The sequence below is a fragment of the Bacillus sp. NPDC060175 genome (genome assembly GCF_042728695.1).
Classification (GTDB): Bacteria; Bacillota; Bacilli; order Bacillales; family Bacillaceae_G; genus Bacillus_A.
In genome coordinates this window covers 1-24505 of record NZ_JBHWYR010000010.1, presented here as the reverse complement: position 1 = coordinate 24505, position 24505 = coordinate 1, and the positions used below count along the sequence as shown (strand labels likewise).

Sequence of the window (24505 nt, the reverse complement as noted above, 5' to 3'; positions counted from 1 at the left end):
GGAGGATTTTTTTTATATGCGTACAACTTTAAAACCAGCGCAAATACTTTCGATTAGTTTATTACTATTCGCAGTTTTCTTTGGTGCTGGTAATATGATTTTCCCACCTCTTCTCGGCCTTTCTTCCGGAGAAAATATGTGGGTTTCCATTACAGGATTTATTATTACAGATGTCGGTTTATCTTTACTAGCTATCGTCGCTGTTGCCCTTGCCGGTGGTAGTTTTAATACTTTAGCAAGCCGTGTTCATCCAAAATTCGCAGCAGTATTCGCTATCATTATTTATCTTTCAATCGGCCCACTATTTGTTATTCCACGAACTGGAACTGTATCTTACGAAATTGGAATCGCACCACTCTTCCCGGACCAATGGTATTCTATGTTAGTTTTTAGTGCTATTTTCTTTACAGTCGTCTACTTCTTATCATTAAATCCATCCAAATTAGTAGATCATATCGGAAAAATATTAACGCCAATTTTACTTGTAATTATTGCAATTATGGCAACAAAAGCAATTCTTTCACCAGGATCATTCGCTGAGCCTATCGGTGACTACAAAGACATCCCGTTTTTCAAAGGATTTCTTGAAGGATTTTTAACTTTAGATGCAATCGGAGCTCTCGTATTATCAACAATTGTCGTAAATGCAATTCGTCAAAACGGTATACAAGATAAGAAATCGATTGCGAAATATACAATTATTTGCGGAAGCATTGCTGCCCTATTCTTAACAATTGTTTATTTCTTACTCGGTTATATCGGTGCTTCAAACGGAAACTTAGGACAATTCGAAAACGGTGGTCAGCTATTAGCTACTGTTATGTATCAATTCTTTGGGACAAGCGGGAATGTTTTATTAAGTATCGCAATTATCTTTGCTTGTTTAACGACTGCAATCGGTGTTGTAAGTGCATTCGCAAACTATTTCGCAACAGTGTTAACGAATGTTTCATACAAGAAACTGGTACTATACGTTTGTATCTTTAGCTTCATCATTTCAAACTTAGGCTTAAGCTTATTAATTAAAATTACATTACCTGTATTAATTATTTTATATCCAATTACAATCATTTTAATTTTCGTATCATTTATTGATAAATATACGAAACGTAAACCTTCTGTCTATATCGGAGCGATGATCGCGGCATTCATTATTAGCTGTATTCATGCACTTGATAATGTGGGAATGATACCAAGTTTTATCGCTAATATCGTACACACAATTCCTTTTTATAACTTAGGAATCGGCTGGATCGTTCCAGCAATAATTGGTGGTATAATCGGATACTTTGTTCCGCAAACAGAAGCTGAAGGTGAAGTTTCTACAAAATAGAAAAGAAGCAAGCATGAAATCCATGCTTGCTTCTTTTTATTTTCTATCGCTGAATACTGTATTTGTGTACGATCGAACCGTTAACATATAGTAACTAAAGTAAATCATGACATACACTCCTATACTACCTAGTAACGGAAGACTATATTCGAACATTCCTGTAAAGCCCATCAAACTTAAAAATGCAAAGAATGTATGACAAATCGCAAGGAGTAATGGTACTAAGAAAATTGCACCTACTTGCTTTCTTACAGACTCTATTGCTTCCTTTTTCGTTAGTCCAATTTTCTTTAACATTTCGTAAGCTGGTCGCTCTGCCATCGCTTCTGTTATTTGTTTAAAGTATAAAATACAACCCGTTGCAAGAATAAAGACAATCCCTAAAAATACACTAGCAAATAATAACACTGCACCATCTTGCAATTCAGATTCGCTCGCCTCTTCAAAGGATTGGAATTTTGCTTCCTTAGATAGGATAGTCCCTAACTCTTTCGTTAGCTCTCTACTACCGTTTCCTTCAACGATAAATCCGCTAACTGTTGAAACAGCATTTCCTTGCTGCAGCTTATTAAATAACGAATCTTGAACAACAAGTCCAACTGGTGCAAGTTTCGCACTCACGATTGTTTCCTCACGATGATCAACGATTGTTATACCATTCTTCATCCCTTCGAAGGATACGTCGTTTCCTTCAAGCGAATTCTTTTCTATGTTATATGATTTATACGGATCTAATAAAACAACTTCCTTTTCAGAACCTAGAATAACTTGTTTATTACCTAACATAGAAGCTGATTTATTATAATCCGACACTTTTATAACTTGTACATTACCATTCCCTATTAAGTACCCAGTTAGTATTTGTTCTCCCTCTATCTTTCCTTTCATAGAGAGCATAGCTACAGACGTTTCATTTTTGATTCCTAACTCATGTTTTTGAATTTCTTTTCTAACTTTCTTATCTAACTCCTTTCCAGTTGTTACATACTCATAACTAACTGGATTCATTAATGTCGCCGTTTTCTGCGCCCCATAATACATACTAGAACTAATTCCAATTGTACATAGTGTCACTGCACTTAATAAAGATAATAGCGCAAGCATCTTTACATTTCCTTTTATTCTGAAGAACAAGGAAGAAATTGATAAAATGTTCGTTCCATTCCAATATTTCGTTTTATCTCCCTTTATTTTATGGAGTGATTTCACTGTATACTGCTCGAATAGTAAAAACGTACCTTTTACAATACACCCAAAAATAAGTAGACCTGTAATAAAGATTGCTCCAAATCCAAAAACTTGTGTGAGTAACGCAATTATATAACCTGTAATTAATAAAACAATCGCTCGTTTTGCCTTCTTACTTGAATACGTAGGTGCCTCTTCTTTCTGATTTTCACCATATAGTAATTCAACTAAACGATGCTCATAAATTAACTTTTTACTTTTCCATGATGCAATAAAGAAAATCGCACCTATCGTTATAAGGACCTCTACTATAGATAAAAATGAAATCGTAAATGTAAAAGTAAACGCACTTCCCATTAACTTCACAAGAAGCCCTGCACATATATTCGCTATAAATAAACCAGAAATAATACCTAATACACTTGCCGCAGCACCAACTAATAATGTTTCATAAAAGAGTAGCTTAGCAATTTCCTCTTTACGAATTCCTAATAAACTGTATAACGCAATTTCTTTTTTCTTCTTTCGCAAAAAGAAGCTATTACAATAAAAAATAAAAATCGCTAAAAAGATAATCAACAAAATTTGTGCAAACGTAAATGTCGTTTCCACTTTATCCGATTCTTTCAAAAGCGCTACTACACTTTCATTTCGTTTAATCGATACAAATGTAAAATAAATAATAATGCTGCCTACTAACGAAATAAAGTATAGAAAATAATCTTTAATATTTCGTTTTATACTACGTTTTGATACTTCTAAAAAATCCATCGTATACCTTCACCTGCTCTCGCGTTTCTCTATACATGAAGTGTATACGAAATTCTATTTCTTCCCTATCGATTTTCATTACACCTCTCTTACGATATTGTAATATAACAAAATAAAAGAACCTAGTTTCCTAGGCTCTTCACATCGTATGTTTAAAAGTAAATAACTCTTCTTTTGACTGCGCAGCAGATTGTTCTTCTTCTACAACTGTCTTCTTTATCTCTCCCCCTAACCTTACTTTCATCATCGCCTCTTCTATACTTTTTACAATCATATTTCCTGAAAAAATAGTAAGCCCGAAAAATGTAATTGGGACGAGAGGAATCCATGGATGCACTGTTAAAGATCTAAAATAGACTCCAATTAAACCTGACCATTCATGCGTGTAAGAGTCTATTTCTTCTACCGGTCCTAAAAACTGAACAGTTCCACCAAAGAATACTTCTAGTAACCCTAAGTGCAGTAAAATAGTAAGAGTCTGCGTAAACTGCTGAAGAAATACGAGTATAAACGTCATATAGAGATGCGGAAAAAGATGCTTTATAACAATATGTCTTCTTGATCCACCTAATATGCGCGCGGCATCAATAAATTCTTCCGTTTGTAATTTACGAACTTCCTTCGCAACATACAGTGCAATAACTGGCATCGCAAGCAATACAAGTAATATCACTTGAAATGAAGCTCTTTCAAAAAAGGTTGTTGTTTCGACTCCGCTTTTAAAGCTATTCACAGATTTAAGAAAGAAATACGCAATCATAACTGTCGGAATAACTGTGAAACTATCAAAAAAAGCCTCAATCTTCGAAAAACCTCTTTTTATATATGTTCCAAGCACTACACCGAAAAAAACACCTATTACCATTCTAAGTGCCGCAATTAAAATAGATATACCAATCGTCCACTTCGCGCCTTCAATGACTAAATGTAAAAGGTCATATCCTTTCCTGTCTGTCCCGAGTAAAAATTGTAATGAAGGTGAAAACGGTGGCACCTCTGGATTTCCAGCCGCATCATATTGCAGTGTAACTTTTTTAATCTGTCCATCATTCCATATCGTATTTCCGATGCTCAAAAGAACTAATATGAGAAGAAATCCAATGCTTATCCAAAATCTTTTATCACGTTTTATATACGTCCACATATTATAATCTCTCCTTCATCGCAGCTGGAACTAGGTAATGAAACAGTTTAAATAGAATAAAAATCGGAATATAAATAAGCAGCACACTAACGATGAAAATCTCAATCCTAATATCCGGATATGCTTTCAAAAACATAAAAATACCACCCGTATTAAAAATCCATTCTATAATATATAAATTTGATAACATAAAAAAAACATTCGTTTTCGCAAAGAAAAGTGTACTAAGCAACACATTTCGCAAAATATGACGATTTAAAATATGAAAACGATTCAACCCTTTTGCCTTAGCAAATAGTACATAATCTTTTTCTAGCTCATTTTCAAAGCGGAGCACTAACAGTTTTACAAACATAATCGTAGTCGGGATACTCAAACAAAATATCGGCAATCCTCTAATCGACTCGCCTCCAATTGCCGCAATTTGAAAAGGTAAAAAACCTGTTTGTTTAAAAAACCATATAACTAAAATTTGTGATCCTAAAATAAGAAGAATGTCTGGAATGGATTCTAGGAAGATGAGACATGATTTAATTCGATGTTGTATACGCGGTGAACTACTCATAATCATATAAACGATACAAAATGCTACCAATAATGAAATGCAAAATGCAGCCAAGAAAATAACCATTGTTTCTTTATAATGAACAAACAACTGTGGAAACAAAAATTTATCACTTGCATATTGCATATTGGAAATATCCATTAATTTCGCAAATACTTCTTTTAGACTTTTTATGTACGCTGATACATCCAGCTCAAATCCATAAAATAATTTCGGCAGTGCCCCTAAACAAATAATCCCCAAAATCGAAATAATAAATTGAATCGTCATTTCCATCCCATTCAAAAATACTTTTTTGACCATTTTTCCCCCTTCTCTCTCTATGATTTACCCCTCAATCTTATTCTTAATTTTCTGAATTGTAAATATTCAAACATAAAAAAATCGCTAGGTTATGATCCCAGCGATTCCGTATGCACATGCTTTTCTCTTTTCGCAAACGGTATATACAAAATAAAACATCCAATCAAAGCCGCAATCTCCAATGAAATAATATAGTAAGGATGCGGACCTAACATATCAAGTAATGAAGCAGTTTCTGGCTTATGAGCTAAAAACATATAATTACCACCTGTTTTAAAATTCACAAACGAAACGATAGGAATTAAGATGTTTAAAAATATCATCGTACGCTTAATAGATTGTAATGTTGGACGATATCCTTCCACCCAAGTCATAAAGAGCGGTGCCCAAATGAGCAATATATGTGCGATAAAAAACTCAATGAAACGAAAATGCGGAAAAGCATATTGCACGTTTGGCGTTAAAATGGCTTGTGATGCACCGATAATTCCTGTGAAAAATACAATCTCATATATTCGATAACTTTTCGTTACAATCATAATCGACGCTAACAATAAACTTATCGTACATAACTCAAATGATAATGAAGTGCCTAGCTCAAAAACCCCGGCTTTCCATTCCCACATATGGAGCCCAATTTCACTCCCAATAAATAAAAATGCAATCGCATATCGAACCGTTATATTCCACTCACTTTGCCGTAATATATCTTGGTATTGATACAGAAAAAATATCCCCACCAACATAATAAATAATATAAGGACGTGTTGCCTTGAGTATGGAATAAATGGTTTTAATGGATGCGCACTAAAATAAGCTTCCATCTTGCCTCCTCCTCTCCTTCATACAATATTATTGTTAGAAAGAAACGACGAGTCAATTCATTTGCTTACACTAGGACAAGCTCTACCTTACATTTACATATTCATACCTTACAAAACTGTAAGGTTATTGTAAGCTAAAACGATTTGTCAGATTCTTCACCTCCTCTATACTTAATGTAGATACTAAAACGAACGAAAAGGTGATAAATAGATGAAGAAGAAAAATAAAGTGTTAATTACTAGTGTAGTAGCAATCGGAATTGCAGCTGGATCATATTTTGCTTTAGCTGGCGGTAGTTCAGAAGTAGCAATGGCATATAGCGGTTATAAAGTTACGGAAAAACAAATTGAAAATGCACAAAAATTTGGCGGCGAAGTTATTCCAAATGGAATTGAAACAATTTCATTCGATCCAACAAAAGGCACATATGAATTAGCTGTTAAAAAAGGTGATGAAGTGAAAAAAGGTCAGCTTCTATTTAAATATAATGACCCTACTGCTAAACAAGGTGTAACGGAAGCAGAAATGCAAAAGAAACTTGCTAACAAAGAAGTTGACTTACTAAACAAACAACTAAATGCAGCAAAACAAAAATTACAAAAAGATAAAAATGCAGGCCTTCCTCAGGAAGCATTAAAAGCATCGGAAATCGAAGTGCAACAATTAGAATCACAACTTGAAATGAAGAAGTTTGAAGTAGAAAAAGCTGATGAAATGATTAAAGTAGCAAAAGAGAAAGTAAACACACTTTCTGTAACGAGCCCTGTTGATGGCGTAATTGATGATATCGTGAAAACTGCCGATGAAAAAACAGGTATGAGTGGCATTACACTTCGTCACGCTGGTCAATTTAAAGTAAAAGGTCAACTTTCTGAATATGAGCTTGCTAGTATGAAAGTTGGGCAAGAAGTAACTGTTTCATCAAAAACGGTCGCTGGTAAGACTTGGACAGGAAAAGTAACGGAAATCGGTTCTACACCATTAAAGAGTATGGACGAAAATAAAACTGTTTCTAACTATCAATTCACTGTCACATTAGATAATAGTGAAGAATTACAAAACGGCTTCCACGTTTACGTAACAAGTAAATCTGGCGAAGCAACTGGTACGATTGTTCCGAAAAGCAGTATTGTGAAAAAAGGTGACAAAAATGTTGTCTTCGTTGTGAAAGATGGTAAAGCGAAAGAACAAGCGGTTACTGTTGAATTCGAGACAGATAGCGAAGCAAAAGTTTCTGGAGTGAAAAAAGGAGAGCAAATTATCTCTAAACCTGAAAAAGATGTAAAAGATGGTATGGAGGTTGTCGTCCAATGATTGACTTAAAAGGCATCACGAAGTCCTTCCAAAATGGTGCAGAGTCCGTTCAAATATTACACGGAATTGATGTAACACTGAACCAAGGAGAATTCACTTCTATTATGGGACCATCTGGTTCTGGTAAATCAACACTAATGAATATTATCGGTTGCTTAGATAAACCAACGACAGGTACGTACGAAATAGCTGGGCAAAACATTTCAAACATGTCTGAAACAGAACTTGCGCACGTCCGTAATAAAGAGATCGGTTTCGTATTCCAAAACTTCATGTTATTACCGAGACTTACAGCAATGCAAAATGTTGAATTACCTCTTATTTACGCTGGAGTTGATAAAAAAGAAAGACGTGAACGCTCATTAGCAGCTTTAGCAAAAGTAGGCTTAGCTGATCGTGCTACTCACTTGCCGAACGAATTATCAGGTGGTCAAAAACAACGTGTCGCAGTCGCACGTGCAATCGTAAATAATCCGAAATTCATTTTAGCCGATGAACCGACTGGTGCACTTGATACGAAAACAAGTACACAAATTATGGACCTCTTTTACGAATTAAATAAACAAGGCTCAACAATCATTATAATTACCCACGATCGTGAAATCGGGGAAGCTGCAGCACGTCAAATTGTAATTCGTGACGGAAATATCGTCCAAGATTGGAGAGGTTAATTTTGAACACGAGTGAAAATATACGCATGGCCCTTTCCTCTATCTTTGCTCATAAAATGCGTTCTATCTTAACAATGCTAGGAATTATTATCGGTATTAGCGCTATTATTACTATCATTTCAATGGGTGATGGTACAAACGCAAAGTTTAAAAAAGAATTAGGCCAAGGAAAAGATACTGAAGTAACGATTTACTACAACAACCCTGATTACGGAACTGATAGTGCCAAAATTACAGCTGATATGTTAAAACGTCTTCAAACTGTGCCAGGCGTTAAAGATGTTTATCCCGATGTAAGTATGAAAGTAAAAGCATCTTCTGGTTCAAAGGATGTCTCTCTTGATTTAAAAGGTGGAACAGGCGCCTTTATGACAGATGCGAAAATAAAATTAGTTCACGGTCGTGAATTAAATGATAGTGAATTAAAGCAAGCAATCCCTGCTGTTATATTAAATGAAGAAGCTTTCAATAAATTATTTAACGGCTGGGAATCAAATTTATACACTGACATAAAAGGAAAGCCATATAAAGTAGTCGGTGTGTATGAAACAAAAAATGATTTCGGAATGGCTATGTCAGAAGGTTATACATCACTTGAAAACGCTCCTGTAATCTCAGGAGTAACTGAGTATGACTCTGTAAGATTAATATTAACTTCACCAGCAGAACGTAAAAGTGTAGAAAAACAAGCCGCTTCTGTTTTAAACGAAATGAAAGCTCCTAAATTTGAGCATAAATTCGAAGCTCAAGATATGGGTGAATTTACGAAGCAACTAGATGAATCAATCGGTATGATGAAAATGGTATTCGGTGGTATCGCTGCTATCTCCTTACTTGTTGGTGGTATCGGTGTAATGAACATCATGCTTGTATCTGTAACAGAACGTACACGTGAGATTGGTATTCGTAAAGCACTTGGTGCAACACGCGGTAAAGTATTAACGCAATTCTTAATCGAATCGTGTATTTTAACGGGACTCGGTGGTTTCATCGGATTCATGCTCGGTATTTTCTTCGCTTGGATCGTCTCAATCTTTGCCGGATGGCCACTTGTTATCTCAAAAGAACTTGGACTTCTTTCAGTAGGTATTTCAATGCTAATCGGTATTGCATTCGGTTTACTACCAGCAAACAAAGCTGCAAAACTTGATCCAATTGAATGTTTACGATATGAGTAAATAAAAAACGTAGGAGTTTACACTCCTACGTTTTTTATTTTATTAAAGGCAAATGTAATTTTATCGACGTTTTGACAAAAATAAGAACCTCTAACTTCTATTATATAAAGTAAAACTATACTCAGTGGGAGTTTTGTTCATCCCCCTCTGAGTATTAACCTTCACCAATCGGGCGTTTACGGGCAGTTAGTCTCCCACCTAACTTCTTTGCTCCAGCCAAATTTTGAGGTGGGAGTTTTACTACCCACAAATAGCGGGATAATTCTACTGCAATTCGTGAACCAATTCATAACGATATCGTCCCTTTAAATCATGTTTCTTCTATTATATATGTTTCATGTTACGAATATCTTTTTATCATTTAAACTTTCATTTCGCGTTACAGCTATCAAGCAATCCTATTATTGCAAAAATAATATGTAAAAGAACAAATTCAAGGCGTAATTTTTTCCATACTACAACTTATTTTGTAACAATTATATCTCTATTTTATTAAATTTACCCCTATATATATGACTTTACACGCAAAAAGATTATATTTTTATAACTAGATTTCGATTCAAACAGTTAAATACCCCTTTTTTGTAACGTTACAGAAACAGTTCAGTAACATTTCCGATACATTATTAATCTATCAGTAATTAAAACAGTATTGATTTTATGAATTATATGTTCTAATCCCCTAAAAAACGCAAAGAGAACGCTATCAGGATATTAATGGAATTATTACAGAATATTAATGCCTCGTTACGAATGCTTTGTAGTTTTGTGTTTTCCGCAAATAAGAAAATAATGGTTGCTATAATGAGGTCAACGAAAACAAATGCAATGGAGGCTATTATGAAAAAATTTATGGGTATAGCAACAGCAGCGGTTTTTGGTCTTGGGATTTTCACAACATCTGCTAAAGCAGAAACAATCGTAACGACTGATGTACTAAATGTACGAGAAAACCCAACTACTGAATCACAAGTTGTCGGAAAGTTATTAGATGGATATAAAGTTAACGTTTTACATACAGAAAACGGATGGTCAAAAGTTAAATTAAATAGTGGTAAAGAGGCTTTCATAAGCGCTGACTACACAAAAGATACTTACTACGTAACAGCAAACGTATTAAACGTACGTGCTGGTGCAAACACAGACTCAGAAATTCTTGGTAAGTTGAAACAAGATGATGTAATCGAAACAACACACGAAGTGCAAAATGACTGGATTCAATTTGAATATAACGGAAAAACAGCTTATGTTCATGTTCCTTACTTAACAGGTAAAGCACCAGTTAAAGTTCAACCAGCAGTTAAAGTTGAAAAAGCAATTAAAGTTCAAGACACAGCTAAAGTTCGTGAAGCAGTTAAAGCTGGAGAAGTAGCTGAAACTCAAGCAAAAGCTAAAGTAGAGGAAGCAACTAAAGCTCGTGAAGCAGCTGAAGCTCAAGCAGAAGTTAAAGCTCAGGAAGCAGCTAAAGCTCGTGAAGCAGCTAAGGCTCAAGCAGAAACTAAAGCTCAGGCAGATGCTGAAGCTCAAGCAGAAGCTAAAGCTCAAGAAGCAGCTAAAGCTCGTGAAGCAGCTAAAGCTCAGGCAGATGCTGAAGCTCAAGCAGCGGCTAAAGCTCAAGAAGCAGCTAAAGCTCGTGAAGCGGCTAAAGCTCAGGCAGATGCTGAAGCTCGTGAAGCAGCTAAGGCTCAAGAGGCAGCAGCTGAAGCTCGTAAAGCAGCTAAGGCTCAAGAGGCAGCAGCTGAAGCTCGTGAGGCAGCTGATCGTGAAGCGGCTAATAAGGCTCAAAAACCAGCTACACAACAACCTGTTGCAAAAGAAACTGAGAAAAACACACAATCTTCTTCTCGTGAGTTCCAAGTTGTAGCAACAGCTTACACAGCAGATCCACTTGAAAATGGTTATAAAGCAGGCGACCAAGTAAAATCAGCTTTAGGTCACAACTTAACAGCAAATCCAAACATGAAACTAATTGCAGTTGATCCAAGTGTAATTCCATTAGGTTCAAAAGTATGGGTTGAAGGCTACGGAGTAGCAATCGCTGGTGATACTGGTGGAGCTATTAAAGGAAATAAAATTGACGTTTTAATGCCAGATAAAGGTACATCAAGTAACTGGGGACGTAAAACAGTTACAGTGAAAATTTTAAACTAATTATTATGTAAAAAAGAGTCGATCTCAATGTTGAGATCGACTCTTTTCTATGATTCTTACATTCTTTCTCTCCCGTCCAAATTAAATCTATCCCTTTGAATTCTATATACGATAGACTACTATTTCAACAGAAAAAAGAGGATGCCATAGCATCCCCTCCTTTTCTTCCCTATTCCACACAAGTAAACTGCGTCCAAGCCCCAACATAATCTAGTAAAAACAGTTCTTCTTCAGCAATTGTACCGACAATATTTTTCCGTTCATCTATCGGCATTTCTTTCAAGATGATTTGTAGTTCACCTTTATACTTTCCGAATGAGTTGTTACCAATTACAACTTGGCCTCTTTCCTGCGGTACACTTTCTCGCATTGGGAAATCGTCGTCTTTGTACTTTTTACGTACTTCTGTAGAACGTACCATATATTCTGTTATGTCGCCGCGTCTTACGTGTAATTCTTGCAGTGTCGCTCTCTTCTCTACTTCAGTCGCTTCGTCTACAAATTGTACTTTTAGCTGTAACATGTAACGATTTAAGTTTCCGAGTCTCTCTAACTCTTCTTCGCTCGCATAAGCATTTCCGATAATAACATCATCAATAAGCCCTGTCGCCCATAAATGCTTCGCTTGTACTTCAATTGGTAAGTTACGATGTTGTTCTAACGTACATAATCCGTCATTAATATCCCATGGACCAATGCAAGCGGCATGTGATGTAATAAATGCTGCACTGCGAATACCATGCTTTTTGAAGCGTTCACTACAGCGAATGAAATAATCATACGGAAGACCAGTGAATTTTTGCGGATAAAAATTATGACAACCGATTAAAGCTGATTTATTCGCCTGATGCGAAAGAATATTTTCTAAATACGCAATATCGTTACTTACGTTTAACTCAATTTTTAAACCGTACGGATTATTCGTCATTTTTGCTTCAGTTAATCCGTCAAACCCTACATCTAAACGAATACCGTCTGCACCCATCTCTGCGAAGAATGATAGATCATTATAACTAATACCAAGTTGATCGAATACAGCTGGAGCTACATCCAAAATAACTTCCATATTGTTATCTTTTGCGTGATTAATAATTTCTTTAAATTCCGCTACAATTTCCTCTTTCGGACGATTAACAGATAGTAAACAAGTGAATATTCTTGAAAAACCGTGGCGGGCCGCTGCTGAAATGTATGCCATATCTTTTTCTTTCGTTGAATGCTCTGGATAAAGTGAAATTCCTAATTTACGCTCCATGCTTTTGCATCTCCTTCACACGTTGTATTAATGCCATGCTCGTAAATCTATATTTTGCAGATAAACATGTCGCACATAAAATCGTTGGTACAATGATAAAGAATGGTGATTGTAAACTAAATACTACATAAGCTCCCATTGAACATCCGATAAATAATATCGATACTAGTAGTAACACTAATAAAGATTTACTTTGTACCCATTTTGAATAATGAGCAATGCATTGTCCGACCACGAATGTAATTAAGATGATAATTGCTCCGAGCATTCTGTTTTCTCCTCTCCTGCTAATTGTTGTTTCTCATACATTTTGAAGAATGGATAGTAAATAACGAATGAGATAACAAAGTTAATAAGTACAAGTACACCAGCCATAATTGTCCAGTCCGTACTAATAATCGCTGCAATTGGCGCTAACATCGTAAATGGCAGCTTCGCCATCATGAGCGGAATCATACCTGAAACAACTGCGAAATATGATACCGTCGTTGTAACTAGCGGTGTAATAACGAACGGAATAATTAAGATCGGGTTCATTACAATTGGTGCCCCGAAAATAATTGGTTCGTTAATATTGAACAAACCTGGTACGAATGATAGTCTACCTAACTCTTTTAAGAACTTAGATTTAGAGAACATAAACATAATAACTAAAGCTAACGTTGAGCCCGATCCGCCAATCCATACGAACCATTGAATAAATTGCTCTGTAAATAAGTTTGGTAACTGATGTGCATTTCCTGTAGCCGTGAATACTTCCATATTTTCAAGAATTGCTGAATCCCACATCGGACGAATGATTGGTCCTAAAATCGCTGGACCATGTATACCGAACGACCAGAAGAATACGATTAGGAATACTGTTAATAAACCACCGAATAAATTATTCCCTACTAACACTGACTTTAATGGCGCAATTAAATATGTGATCGTTGTATTTACATCAAATTTTAAACCGTAACGAATGCCCCAGAACAAAAGAATAACTACTAAAGTTGGAATTAATGCTGCAAATGAATTTGCAACTGCTGGTGGTACACTATCTGGTAATTTAATCGAGATATTATGCTTAATCATGAAATGATAAATTTCAACTGCAATTAATGCTGTCACAATAGCTCCAAATAAAGACGTAGCACTTAATGTCCCTACTGAAATATATCTTCCTGCATCAATAACACCTGGTACAGCTTTTGTTATTTGAATAGGTTCAACTGATGCTAGTAAAAAGGCGAGTACAGATAACAATCCTGCACTTAACTGATTGAGCTGATAAAAGTTCGCGAGTGAGGCCCCTACCCCAAATGCTGCGTATAAAGCCATTAAACCTACTGTAAATCGGAATGGAATATCTAAAATATGGCGAAACGGTGCAATCCACTCCATATATGCATCAATTGGTAAGTTTAAAAAGATAACGAAAAATGACCCGACAATCGTTAACGGTAATGTAGAAATAACTCCATTTCGAATTGCTAATAAATGTCGTTGCCCCGCAATCTTTTGCGTTGTTGGCATAATCTTCTGTTCCATAAAACTCATAAAACCATTCATCGATAACCCTCCCTATGTTCAATCTGACAAAAATAAAAGTTATAACATTATAATGTTTGTATTTAAAAAAATATAATTACGCTAAAACTAATTGTTCAGCTTGCTTAAGTACTTTCAAACCATCACACATGCCATAATCTCGCTGCTCTATAATTGCAACTGGTATATTGTATGACTTCGCAAGAAACTCTACTGCTGGAAACAAATACTTCACCTGTGGCCCAATTAAAACAACATCAGCATTTTTAATTTCCAATTTCACAAGTTCCGAATCAACTGCTTTAATTTTATAATCCTTCCCTTGTTTCTTTGCCTCTTCTTGCATTTTCCTTACAACCATACTCGTTGACATACCTGCTGCACAACATAATAAAATGTACATATTATACTGTCACTTTCTCTTCCACTCGTTTATGAAGAGTAATAAATTCCTCAGCAAGTTCTTTTACTGTAATTGCATTCATTAAATGATCTTGTGCATGCACTAATAGTAAACTTATTTCTGCATGATTCCCTCTTGCTTCCTCTTGAATTAAATCTGTTTGAATGCGATGAGCTGCTGAAATTTCCTCACTAGCAAGTTCCATCTTTTCACTCGCATTCTCAAAATCTCCTTGTCTTGCAAAAGCGATTGCCTCAAGCGCTGCGCTTCTAGCATTGCCACCATGTAAAATTAACGCAAATGGAGTTTGCATATCAGTCATTTTAAATTCCCCCAAGCTTTGTTTTTCTATATTTTAATCTTATTATGAAAACGCATACAATTAAACATAAAAAACTTCCGTTATGTAACGGAAGTTTTTATATACTTTTTCAAAACGATAGTAAACTCTCTTGAAACTCTTCAATTACTTCAGTCCGAGTTAGTTTCTCTATCGTATTTTGATTAGACATAATATCATATAAAAAATCATAAAGCCTTTGCAAATCTTCATTATTATTGCGCTTCACACTAAATAAAATAATCAATTGTACTTTTTTATCTCCCCACTCAACAGCCTTATCAAGTGTACAAAACATCAAAAATGTTTCCTCACTTAATAATTGCATCGGATGCGGAATCGCAACTAAATTCCCAACCACTGTCGGAGATGTATTTTCTCTTTCCATAACAGAAGCATAAAAATTTTCTGGTACATAATTTTTCTCAGCAGCTTTCTCACATAAAAACTGGATAACTTCTTCTTTCGTAGAAGCACTACGATTTAAAAAGATCAAATCTTCCTTAATATATTGCTTCACACTATTATCCACATGTGTAAACAACTGCTGACCAATCGATTTAATCTCTTTATCATCAAATATTGAGTTCACTTTTATAACTGGCACAGGCAAACCACTCGGTATATGAATCGTACTAATAATACAATCTACTTTATCTTTATAAAGATCTTCTACTTTCAATTGATAATAGCCTGTAATACCTACAATCTCTAATTTATCTCGGAACTGTGATAAAATTTTATATTTCAATAGTTGTGCACTTCCTTGCCCAGTCGCACAAACTAATAAACATCTTTTCTTTTGATTCTTTTCCTGCAAACGGCTCATCGCTCCGCCAAAGTGAATGGCAATATAACCAATTTCACTTTCCGGAATCGATTCTCCCGTATATTCACCAATTATATCTCCAACGAGAACCGCAATTTCAAAAGCATACGGATAATTCTTTTTCACTTCTGCCAAAAGGGGGTTTCTCGTATTTAACTTATATTTCAAACGGTTTAATAACGTTTTTAAATGAACACCAAATCCAAATAATAATTCTTCATCATAATAAAAAATAAGATTCCGTTCTTCCGCAACTTTGAAAAGAATGTGCTGCATGAATGCATATACATCTTTTCCTAATAGCTCTTCTACATTTTCATAGCGATCTCTCGCTGTAACAGCTGTACTCAACAAATGCATCGTCACATATAAAATTTCTTCTTCTGGAAATTGAAGATTCAGCTCTTCCTCTAATCCCCCTAAAATTTGTTTCGCAATTATATATTCTTTCTTTATTATCAGTTCAGATTTCTCTACATGCAGTACTTGAATGTAATGATTATCTTGGCATCGCTTTAACGCAATCGCAATATGAATCGCTAAATTATCAATTTCTATATCTGATAAATATATCGTTCCTCCCTCAATATACTTTAATATAACTGAACGGATAAGTGATATATGAGGTAACGATACATATGTATTTGTCTGCTCATATTGCTCATGAAACGGAGTATGGACATAACGTGGTAAACCATATTGTGATAAACAAGAACGGATGCTAAATTCTTCACCAACAGCACGAATACCATAATATGGCCTTTTTTCAATTTGTAATTTATAGCGATTACAAATATCCGTAACATCTTTCATAATTAAGTTTACAGTAGATTTACTCACATAAATCTCTTCTGCTAACTGCGAAAGCTTCACATATCCTTCTGTCGTTAAAACACGTTGTAAAATATACGCTATCCTTTCTTCATAAGAAATTGGAATCTTTTCCGTCTGTTTTTGAAATTGGCTCATACAAAACTCTTCAAATTTCTTCGTTTGTATAATTTCTAGTTCGTATCCAGTCCCTCTTTGTGATTCGATTTCCGCTCCGTGTTCTCTCAATATATCATTTAATAATTTGATATCCTTTTGAATCGTCTTCGTTGATACATGTAATCGGCTCGCTAAAAAAGCTCGATTTAACATCGATTTCTCTTCTAAAAACTCCTCTAAAATAGAAATTAATCGCTGATGCACCTTTGTCATAGCTCTTCCTCTCGCTCTTTATATATAAAAAGGAAAAACCTGCTGAAATCAGTAGTTTTCCCCTTTTATATTTTATCTATTTCTTTAATGTAAATCCGAATTTATCCCAAGCTTGTAAATAATCTAGTAAGAAAATCTCTTCTTCTATAATTCGCCCAACTACATTTGTTTTTCCTGTATTCACCATATCTTTTAATGCAATTTGTAATTCACCTTTATACTGGCCATATTGCTCATTATCAATTAAAAGATCGCCACGCTTAATTTCACGTGTATTGTGTGGTTTAAACTCTTCTTTTTTATATTTCACACGACTTTGTGTAGAACGAATCATATATTCAGATACATCCCCGCGATAAAAATGTGGTTCTTCTAACACAATAATTCTTTCTAACTCTGTTGTCGTTTCATAAATCTCTATATCAAAAGTTTGCTTATCTTTATTTAATTCACCAAGCGCCTCTAGTTCTTTTTCTGATGCATAAGCATTCGCAATAATAACATCATCAATTAATTCTGTCGCAAACAAATGCTTCGCCTGTGTTGTCATTGGTAATTCACGATGCTCTTCTAACGTACATAAACCTTCTGTTACCGGCCAAGGTCCGTATGTTGCATCAAATGATGAAATAAAAGCAGCTGTTCTCATGCCGTAATCTTTAAATTGTTTCGAGCATTTAATAAAATGATCGTATGATAATCCTGAATAACGGTGCGGATAGAAGTTGTGACAGCCAATTAAATTTTCACGATTTGGTCTATGACTCATAATGTTATCTACATACTTCGTACCGTTGCTCATATTAATCTCAATTTTTAAATCATACGGATTGTACGTCATAATCGATTCTTCTAATCCTGAGAAGCCGACATCTAAACGAATACCGTAAGCACCTAGTTCATGGAAAAACGATAAATCATTATAAGAAATACCTAGTTGCTCAAAAACAGACGGACTAATATCAACCAATACTTGAAATCCTAATGCATTCGCATGAGAAATCGTTTCTTTAAACTCTTCTATTATTTTCTCTTTTTCCCCATCCACAGATAGTAAACATGTGAACACACGTGTAAATCCATATTTACTTGCTAATGTTAAATACTCCTTATCTTTCTCTACTGTTGAATGTTCCGGATAAATAGAAATACCTAATCGTCTCATATGTACACGCCTCTTTCTTCATTGTTTTGTAAACCTTTTCAAATATATGTAGTGAAAAAGTATATATCCCCTTCTCATCCACTACTTTTTGAATCCGCTTTCTTTAAAGAAAAAAATTTCTATCATTCATAACAATTACTAGTCTATACATCTATACTTTACATCTTTTTTTCATAGTTGTGTAGCTTTTACACAAATTTGTCAGTTCTTCATCTTAAAAATTGTTATCCGCTTTCAAGACACCTTCCTTGACTGTTACATTGACCAATACATATACTCGAAAGAAAAGAGAAAATTTTTATATAGGGGATGAATATATGGGAGAGGCAGTACTCGTAAAACGAGAACCGTTATGGACAAAAGAGTTTATTGCGCTAATTCTAGCAAACTTATGTATGTTTTTAGGATTTCAAATGTTAATTCCAACTTTACCTGTTTATGTGAAAGAAATTGGGGGCACAAGTTCAAATATCGGATTCGTTGTCGGCATGTTTACCGTTGCAGCACTTTTTATTAGGCCGCTAACTGGAAATGCCCTGCAGAAATTCAACAAAAAAATCATTTTAATGATCGGTACCGCTATTTGTTTACTCGCTATGGGCAGTTATCTTTTCGCTTCAACCGTTTTCCTATTGCTTGCCGTTCGAATTTTACACGGAGCTGGTTTTGGTATTACAACGACTACATACGGAACTGTCGTTTCAGATTTAATTCCGCAAGCTCGCCGCGGTGAAGGCATGGGGTACTTCGGTCTTTCTGGAACTATCGCCATGGCGCTCGGCCCGCTTATCGGACTTTGGCTTATGCAAGCATATAACTTCACGATTCTTTTTTTATGTGCACTTTCATGCACAATAGTTTCATTAATATTAACGAAACTACTTCAAATCAAAAAATCGCCGCAACCACCACAGCAAACATCTGGTACCTTTCTCGATGGATTTATTGAGCGTAAAGCTTTACTTCCTTCATTATTAATATTATGTATTACATTAATGTACGGGGGAATTGGGAGCTTTATCACATTATTTGCTACGGAAGTCGGGATTGCTGATATCAGTCTCTTCTTTTTATTTAACGCACTTGCAATCGCTGTAACTCGTCCGTTTTCTGGAAGATTATATGATACGAAAGGTCATACATTCGTCATCATTCCAGGAGTTATTATTACGTTTACAGGGATTATCTTGCTGTCGTATACAACTACAATTCCGAGTTTAATTATTGCCGCAGCGTGCTATGGCAGTGGTTTCGGAGCAATTCAACCGGCACTACAAGCATGGATGATTGACCGCGTAGCACCGCACCGGAGAGGAGTAGCAACAGCAACATTCTTCTCAGCATTTGATCTTGGAATTGGTGCTGGAGCGATTATTTTTGGATTCATTGCACACTTTACAAACTATGCAACTGTATATCGATATTCCTCTCTGTTACTTATTGCTTTTCTTTTCATTTACATCACAAGCTTACGGAAGCAAAAACAGGGGGATAAAACAAAAGAAAAAGCCGTTGGGTAATGCTAATTGGTTCTTTTTCGAAGTACTTGAACCAAAAAAATCATGTATACACATTTGTAAAAAGCAGTGGATTCCTAAAAAAATCACACTGCTTTTTTCATTTTCATTTAATACATTCATTTCAAACCTCCCCATTTCCCCTACATATTTTTCTAACTTAAATCAAAAAATATACAAAGAACCATTATTATAAATAAGGTGACACTTTACTTAGCGCATCCAATTTGGATAGTTTACCTCTCCTATTTTTACTATCCGCAAATAGTGTGATAAATATGATTTCTTTACAAAAATTCCATTTGTAAAAGATGAAAACCAATTAAATCCAGGTGTTTCTTTAAAGATTTGTAAACTTTTCACCTCTTTGTAAATTTAGTGTAAATTTTACTAGCAAACCGTTTACAGTTACTCAAGGTTCAGTTAATAATTACATCGTACATGAAATTTAAGGAGTGGAATGCGTGGAATATAATGTTCAAGAAATGATCTTCCAGTTCATTGGTGGATTAGGTATTTTCTTATTCGGGATTAAATACATGGGCGATGGACTGCAACAAGCAGCTGGAGATCGTCTTCGCGATATTCTAGATCGCTTTACAACGAACCCACTTATGGGTGTACTAGCAGGTATGTTAGTTACTGTATTAATTCAATCAAGTTCAGGAACAACTGCTTTAACGGTCGGACTTGTAAGTGCCGGATTTATGACATTAAGACAAGCAATTGGTGTTATTATGGGTGCGAATATCGGAACGACAGTTACTGCATTTATTATCGGAATTAAAATCGGAGAATACGCTCTCCCAGTTATGGCAGTTGGAGCGATTTTACTATTCTTCTTTAAAAATAAAAAAGTACATTCTGTAGGTCAAGTTGTATTCGGTTTTGGTATGTTATTCTTCGGTTTAGAATTAATGAGCGCAGGTATGAAACCTCTTCGTTCTTTAGAGTCATTCCAAGATTTAATGGTTAGCATGAGTGATAATCCAATTCTAGGAATTATTGTCGGTACAGTCTTCACTTTAATTGTACAAAGCTCAAGCGCAACAATCGGTATTTTACAAGAATTATTTGGCCAGGGTGCAATCGATTTACAAGCTGCCCTTCCTGTATTATTCGGTGATAACATCGGTACGACAATTACAGCAGTATTAGCAGCAATCGGTACTTCAATTGCAGCAAGACGTGCAGCATTAGTTCACGTTATCTTTAATATTATTGGTACCATTATCTTTACGATTATATTGATACCATTTACAAGTTTAATTCAATATTTCCAAACGTCATTAAACTTAAATCCAGAAATGACAATTGCATTTGCACACGGAACATTTAACGTAACGAATACAATCATTCAGTTCCCATTCATTGCAGTATTAGCCTGGATTGTAACAAAAATTATTCGTGGTGAAGATGCATCCATTAACTTCAAACCACAACATTTAAATCCAATCTTTATTGAACAATCTCCAGCTATTGCTTTAACAGAAGCTCAAAAAGAGATTATCCGTATGGCGGAGTTTTCATTAGATGGATTAAAAGAAGCAAACCAATTTTTAAATACACAAGACAAAAAACACGCGAACATGGCTACTCAATTAGAAGGCGCTATTAACAATTTAGATAAAAAAATTACCGAGTATTTAGTTTTACTATCAGAAAAACCACTTTCACCTTCAGATTCTGAAAAACATTCAGTTTTAGCAGGTGTTGTCGGAGATATTGAACGTGTCGGTGATCATGTAGAAAACCTTGTAGAACTTGTAGATTTCCAAATTTCAAACCGTGTTTCACTATCGGATGAAGCACTAGCTGAACTAAATGAAATGCTTGAATTAACAATTTCAACATTACAAGATGCAATTAATGCTTTAACAAACTTCGACACTGAACTAGCTCAAACGGTTATTGCAAAAGAACGTAAAATTGACCAAATGGAACGTGTTCTTCGTAAACGTCATGTGTTACGTCTGAACGAACGTAGCTGTTCAGGTGATGCAAGCATCATTTTCGTTGATATGGTAAGTAACTTAGAGCGTATCGGTGATCACGCTGTAAATATTGCTGATGGCGTTTTAGGTGAACAAGGAAAAGTAAATTTAAAGCAATCATTATAATAGGAAAAGAGACGCTCAAATTAGCGTCTCTTTTTTCATTTCATATTTACAACCGTTCTTCCTTTTAATTTTCCTTGCAGTATAAGTGTAAACTTCTCATCTAATTCTTTTAATGTACATTCTTCTGTATAAGATAATAGCTCTGAATTTTTCCACTCACCTGCTAGCAATGCCCACACTTCTCTTCTCACATCTACTGGACATTGAACTGAATCTATTCCTAAAAGGCTAATCCCTCGTAATATGAATGGGTATACAGTTGTATTTAATTCATGCCCTGCTACGTTACCACACGTTGTTACACAGCCTCCATACTTAACTACCTTTAAAGAACTTTCTAACATGTTTCCGCCTACAGTATCGACAACCCCAGCGTATATTCCTTTAAGCATCGGTCTTCCTGATTCATCACTCAACTCCGCGCGGCGAATCATCTTTTTTACACCTAAACGTAGCAGCATCTCTTTCTCTTCCATTTTCCCTGTTGCCCCTACTACGCTATATCCTAGCTTTCCTAAAATACTAACTGCTACACTGCCTACTCCGCCCGTAGCACCCGTTACTAAAACATCTCCCGTACTAGGTGTAATTCCCGCTCTAATGAGCTTATATACCGATAAGGCAGCTGTAAAACCGGCTGTCCCGTACATCATACTTTCCTTCAAAGACATTTCTTTTGGTAAAGGAACGACCCAAGATGATGGCACGCGAATATATTCTCCGAAACCACCAGAAGTATTCATGCCTAAATCATATCCAGTTACAATGACTTGATCCCCTTCCTTAAAGGAGTCATTTCCACTACTAACAACCTCTCCCGCTGCATCTATGCCAGGTGTATGAGGATATGTTCTCGTTACACCTTTATTACCAGTAGCTGAAAGGGCATCTTTATAATTTAATGAAGAATAATAAACACGTATTAATACGTCTCCTTCAGGTAAACTATTAATTTCTCTCTCAACAAGCTTTCTTTCAAATTGATTATTTTCTTTTTCTTTCACAACAATTGCTTGGAATGATGTATGATTCATTACGCTCTCTCCTTCATCCGTAGAATACTTCTTTATTATATAAAAAATGAATGTAAAGCTAATCGCTTCTTCTTGGCTATATTTCAACAAATCTTACTTCTCTATCACTTTCTCACAATACATATTTTCATTTCTACTAAAACACATTATACTTGTTCTACATCTTTAAAATAAAATATAGAAAATCTGACTTTTTATAAATAAATTGAATTTTTACGAAATGTAAATGATTTGTAATGTTTTTTTTCGCTAAATTTCATTATAATAAGTGGATATGAGTGTCGTATTTCAATCCAAATGAAGGAGTACAAGAAATGGAGCAAAACCCATCTTTACAAGAAAATACACGAAGTAAACCGAAAAATAGTAAGAAAAAAACAAAAATTATTATAAGCGTTATTCTATTCTTTTTAATAGTAGGTGGCGGTTATACATGGTTTTTAGTAAATAAAGCATCTTCTGCTGTTCGAAACGCCGCTCACGATTTAGCACGCGGTGATAAGTCTGATTTACGTGCTAAAGCTGTAAAACCTATTACAAATAACGTCTCTGTCTTAATAATGGGCGTTGATGAAAGCGATGTCCGCGGAAAAGAATATGGTGAAGCTATAAGAACGGATGCACTATTACTTGCAACGTTTAATAAAGATAGCAAAACTGTAAAGCTATTAAGTATTCCACGTGACACGTATACTTATATTCCAGTAGAAAAGAAAAAAGATAAAATTACACACGCTCATGCATTCGGTGCTACCAAAAACGGAAAAGATGGTGGACCACAAGCTAGTATTGATGCAGTTGAAAAATTAATGAATGTTCCCGTCGATTACTTTGTAAAATTCAACTTTAAATCATTCATGAAAATCGTTGATGATTTAGGCGGCATTGAAGTTGACGTACCAGTTGAGTTTACTGAACAAGATAGTAATGATAACGCCGATGCAATTCACCTGAAAAAAGGTGTTCAAAAGTTAAATAGTGAAGAAGCTCTTGCTCTTGCTAGAACAAGGCACATTGATAGTGATGCAATGCGTGGACAACGTCAGCAACTTGTTATTGAAGCAATTTTAAAGAAACTAACAAGCGCTGGGTCTGTAACAAAAGTTGGAAACATCATTGATGATATTAACGGACAATTCGTTACAAACTTAACATTCGATGACATGCTTTCATTCTATAAATATGGATCGGATTCGGAAATTGAGAAATTACAACTTCAAGGTGAAGATTGTTACATGGCAAAAGGTGATGATACATGTAGTAAGTCAGCTGGTGGTGGCCGAACTTACTACTACAATCCAGATAAAAAAGAATTAGCTAATGTTACAAACGAACTTCGTAGTCACCTTGGACTACCTGCATATACAAAATCAGACTCTGACTCTGATTCTGATTCTAAAAAAACAAATTCAGAGAAAACGAAAGAATCTACATCCGATTCGAAAAAAACAAGCTCAGAGAGAACGAAAGAAGCTGACTCTGAAGATACAAACAAACATGAATCAAGTAACAACAAGCATAATGATAATAGTAGTAAAGATACAGAAACATCGTCTAATGACAATGAATAAAGTGAAGCAGTGCTCTATGGAGGTAGAGCACTGCTTCTTTTTAATGCTTTCAAAACAAAAAATCAGAACTTTCCAACTATCTTTTTTAATAT

Annotated in this window: 20 protein-coding genes; 8 read left to right on the top strand and 12 right to left on the bottom strand. The window is 35.2% G+C overall.

All coding sequences use genetic code 11. The annotated features are described in order from the left end of the window. Window positions 1-16: 16 nt before the first annotated feature. Window positions 17-1333 carry a branched-chain amino acid transport system II carrier protein BrnQ2 gene (gene brnQ2 / locus ACFWDE_RS07785; RefSeq protein WP_377891284.1) on the top strand — a complete coding sequence of 439 codons (1317 nt, stop codon included), beginning with the start codon at window positions 17-19 and terminating at the stop codon, window positions 1331-1333. A 36-nt stretch (window positions 1334-1369) separates the two neighbouring features. Here the strand turns inward: brnQ2 and ACFWDE_RS07780 are convergent, their stop codons facing one another. From ACFWDE_RS07780 to ACFWDE_RS07765, 4 genes are all read right to left on the bottom strand, one after another. Then, entirely contained in the window at window positions 1370-3292 is a 1923-nt protein-coding gene (locus tag ACFWDE_RS07780; protein WP_377891281.1) for an ABC transporter permease, read from the bottom strand. 139 nt (window positions 3293-3431) lie between these two features. Then, window positions 3432-4436 (bottom strand): ABC transporter permease, encoded by a 1005-nt coding sequence (locus ACFWDE_RS07775; protein WP_377891279.1) that lies wholly within the window; start codon window positions 4434-4436, stop codon window positions 3432-3434. Between the two features lies 1 nt (window position 4437). Next, window positions 4438-5304 (bottom strand): ABC transporter permease subunit, encoded by an 867-nt coding sequence (locus ACFWDE_RS07770; protein ID WP_377891277.1) that lies wholly within the window; start codon window positions 5302-5304, stop codon window positions 4438-4440. Between the two features lie 89 nt (window positions 5305-5393). Further along, the gene (locus tag ACFWDE_RS07765; RefSeq protein ID WP_377891275.1) at window positions 5394-6128 is read right to left on the bottom strand and encodes a YwaF family protein; all 735 of its coding nucleotides are present in this window, start codon (window positions 6126-6128) and stop codon (window positions 5394-5396) included. Between the two features lie 211 nt (window positions 6129-6339). Between ACFWDE_RS07765 and ACFWDE_RS07760 the strand changes: the two genes are divergently transcribed. The 4 genes from ACFWDE_RS07760 to entC all read left to right on the top strand — a co-directional run bounded on the left by ACFWDE_RS07760 (window position 6340) and on the right by entC (window position 11443). Then, a complete protein-coding gene (locus ACFWDE_RS07760; protein ID WP_377891273.1) occupies window positions 6340-7443 on the top strand; it encodes an efflux RND transporter periplasmic adaptor subunit in 1104 nt (367 codons plus the stop codon). Then, a complete protein-coding gene (locus ACFWDE_RS07755; protein WP_377891269.1) occupies window positions 7440-8114 on the top strand; it encodes an ABC transporter ATP-binding protein in 675 nt (224 codons plus the stop codon). The genes ACFWDE_RS07760 and ACFWDE_RS07755 overlap by 4 nt, the downstream gene beginning before the upstream one ends. A 26-nt stretch (window positions 8115-8140) precedes the next feature. Continuing rightward, window positions 8141-9292, top strand: a complete 1152-nt coding sequence (locus ACFWDE_RS07750) for an ABC transporter permease (RefSeq protein WP_420042240.1) — start codon at window positions 8141-8143, stop codon at window positions 9290-9292. 717 nt (window positions 9293-10009) lie between these two features. Continuing rightward, window positions 10010-11443: a cell wall-binding protein EntC gene (gene entC / locus ACFWDE_RS07745; protein WP_377891267.1), complete on the top strand. Its 1434-nt coding sequence runs from the start codon at window positions 10010-10012 to the stop codon at window positions 11441-11443. Between the two features lie 169 nt (window positions 11444-11612). Here the strand turns inward: entC and ACFWDE_RS07740 are convergent, their stop codons facing one another. The 7 genes from ACFWDE_RS07740 to ACFWDE_RS07710 form a co-directional block, all read right to left on the bottom strand. After that, window positions 11613-12698, bottom strand: coding sequence for a DUF871 domain-containing protein (locus ACFWDE_RS07740; RefSeq protein ID WP_377891264.1), 1086 nt, complete (start codon window positions 12696-12698; stop codon window positions 11613-11615). Beyond that, on the bottom strand, window positions 12688-12966 hold the full coding sequence (locus ACFWDE_RS07735; RefSeq protein ID WP_377891262.1) for a hypothetical protein: 279 nt from the start codon (window positions 12964-12966) through the stop codon (window positions 12688-12690). Before ACFWDE_RS07735 ends, ACFWDE_RS07740 begins: the two co-directional genes overlap by 11 nt. Beyond that, window positions 12942-14252, bottom strand: coding sequence for a PTS sugar transporter subunit IIC (locus ACFWDE_RS07730; protein WP_002063903.1), 1311 nt, complete (start codon window positions 14250-14252; stop codon window positions 12942-12944). Before ACFWDE_RS07730 ends, ACFWDE_RS07735 begins: the two co-directional genes overlap by 25 nt. Window positions 14253-14328: 76 nt before the next feature. After that, complete coding sequence (locus tag ACFWDE_RS07725) at window positions 14329-14634, bottom strand: PTS sugar transporter subunit IIB (protein WP_097831287.1); 306 nt, start codon at window positions 14632-14634, stop codon at window positions 14329-14331. A gap of 1 nt (window position 14635) precedes the next feature. After that, a complete protein-coding gene (locus ACFWDE_RS07720) occupies window positions 14636-14956 on the bottom strand; it encodes a PTS lactose/cellobiose transporter subunit IIA (RefSeq protein ID WP_000131326.1) in 321 nt (106 codons plus the stop codon). 109 nt (window positions 14957-15065) lie between these two features. Next, window positions 15066-17006 carry a BglG family transcription antiterminator gene (locus ACFWDE_RS07715; RefSeq protein WP_377891258.1) on the bottom strand — a complete coding sequence of 647 codons (1941 nt, stop codon included), beginning with the start codon at window positions 17004-17006 and terminating at the stop codon, window positions 15066-15068. A gap of 76 nt (window positions 17007-17082) precedes the next feature. Continuing rightward, window positions 17083-18171 (bottom strand): DUF871 domain-containing protein, encoded by a 1089-nt coding sequence (locus ACFWDE_RS07710; protein WP_002063900.1) that lies wholly within the window; start codon window positions 18169-18171, stop codon window positions 17083-17085. A 317-nt stretch (window positions 18172-18488) separates the two neighbouring features. Between ACFWDE_RS07710 and ACFWDE_RS07705 the strand changes: the two genes are divergently transcribed. Both ACFWDE_RS07705 and ACFWDE_RS07700 read left to right on the top strand, forming a co-directional pair. Further along, the gene (locus ACFWDE_RS07705; protein ID WP_002029919.1) at window positions 18489-19691 is read left to right on the top strand and encodes an MFS transporter; all 1203 of its coding nucleotides are present in this window, start codon (window positions 18489-18491) and stop codon (window positions 19689-19691) included. Window positions 19692-20152: 461 nt separating this feature from the next. After that, the gene (locus tag ACFWDE_RS07700) at window positions 20153-21808 is read left to right on the top strand and encodes a Na/Pi cotransporter family protein (RefSeq protein WP_377891254.1); all 1656 of its coding nucleotides are present in this window, start codon (window positions 20153-20155) and stop codon (window positions 21806-21808) included. A gap of 35 nt (window positions 21809-21843) precedes the next feature. Here the strand turns inward: ACFWDE_RS07700 and ACFWDE_RS07695 are convergent, their stop codons facing one another. After that, window positions 21844-22842: a YhdH/YhfP family quinone oxidoreductase gene (locus tag ACFWDE_RS07695; RefSeq protein ID WP_377891252.1), complete on the bottom strand. Its 999-nt coding sequence runs from the start codon at window positions 22840-22842 to the stop codon at window positions 21844-21846. A 314-nt stretch (window positions 22843-23156) separates the two neighbouring features. On the opposite strand from ACFWDE_RS07695, the gene ACFWDE_RS07690 reads away from it, so the two are divergent. Next, window positions 23157-24413, top strand: coding sequence for an LCP family protein (locus ACFWDE_RS07690; protein WP_377891250.1), 1257 nt, complete (start codon window positions 23157-23159; stop codon window positions 24411-24413). Window positions 24414-24505: the final 92 nt, after the last annotated feature.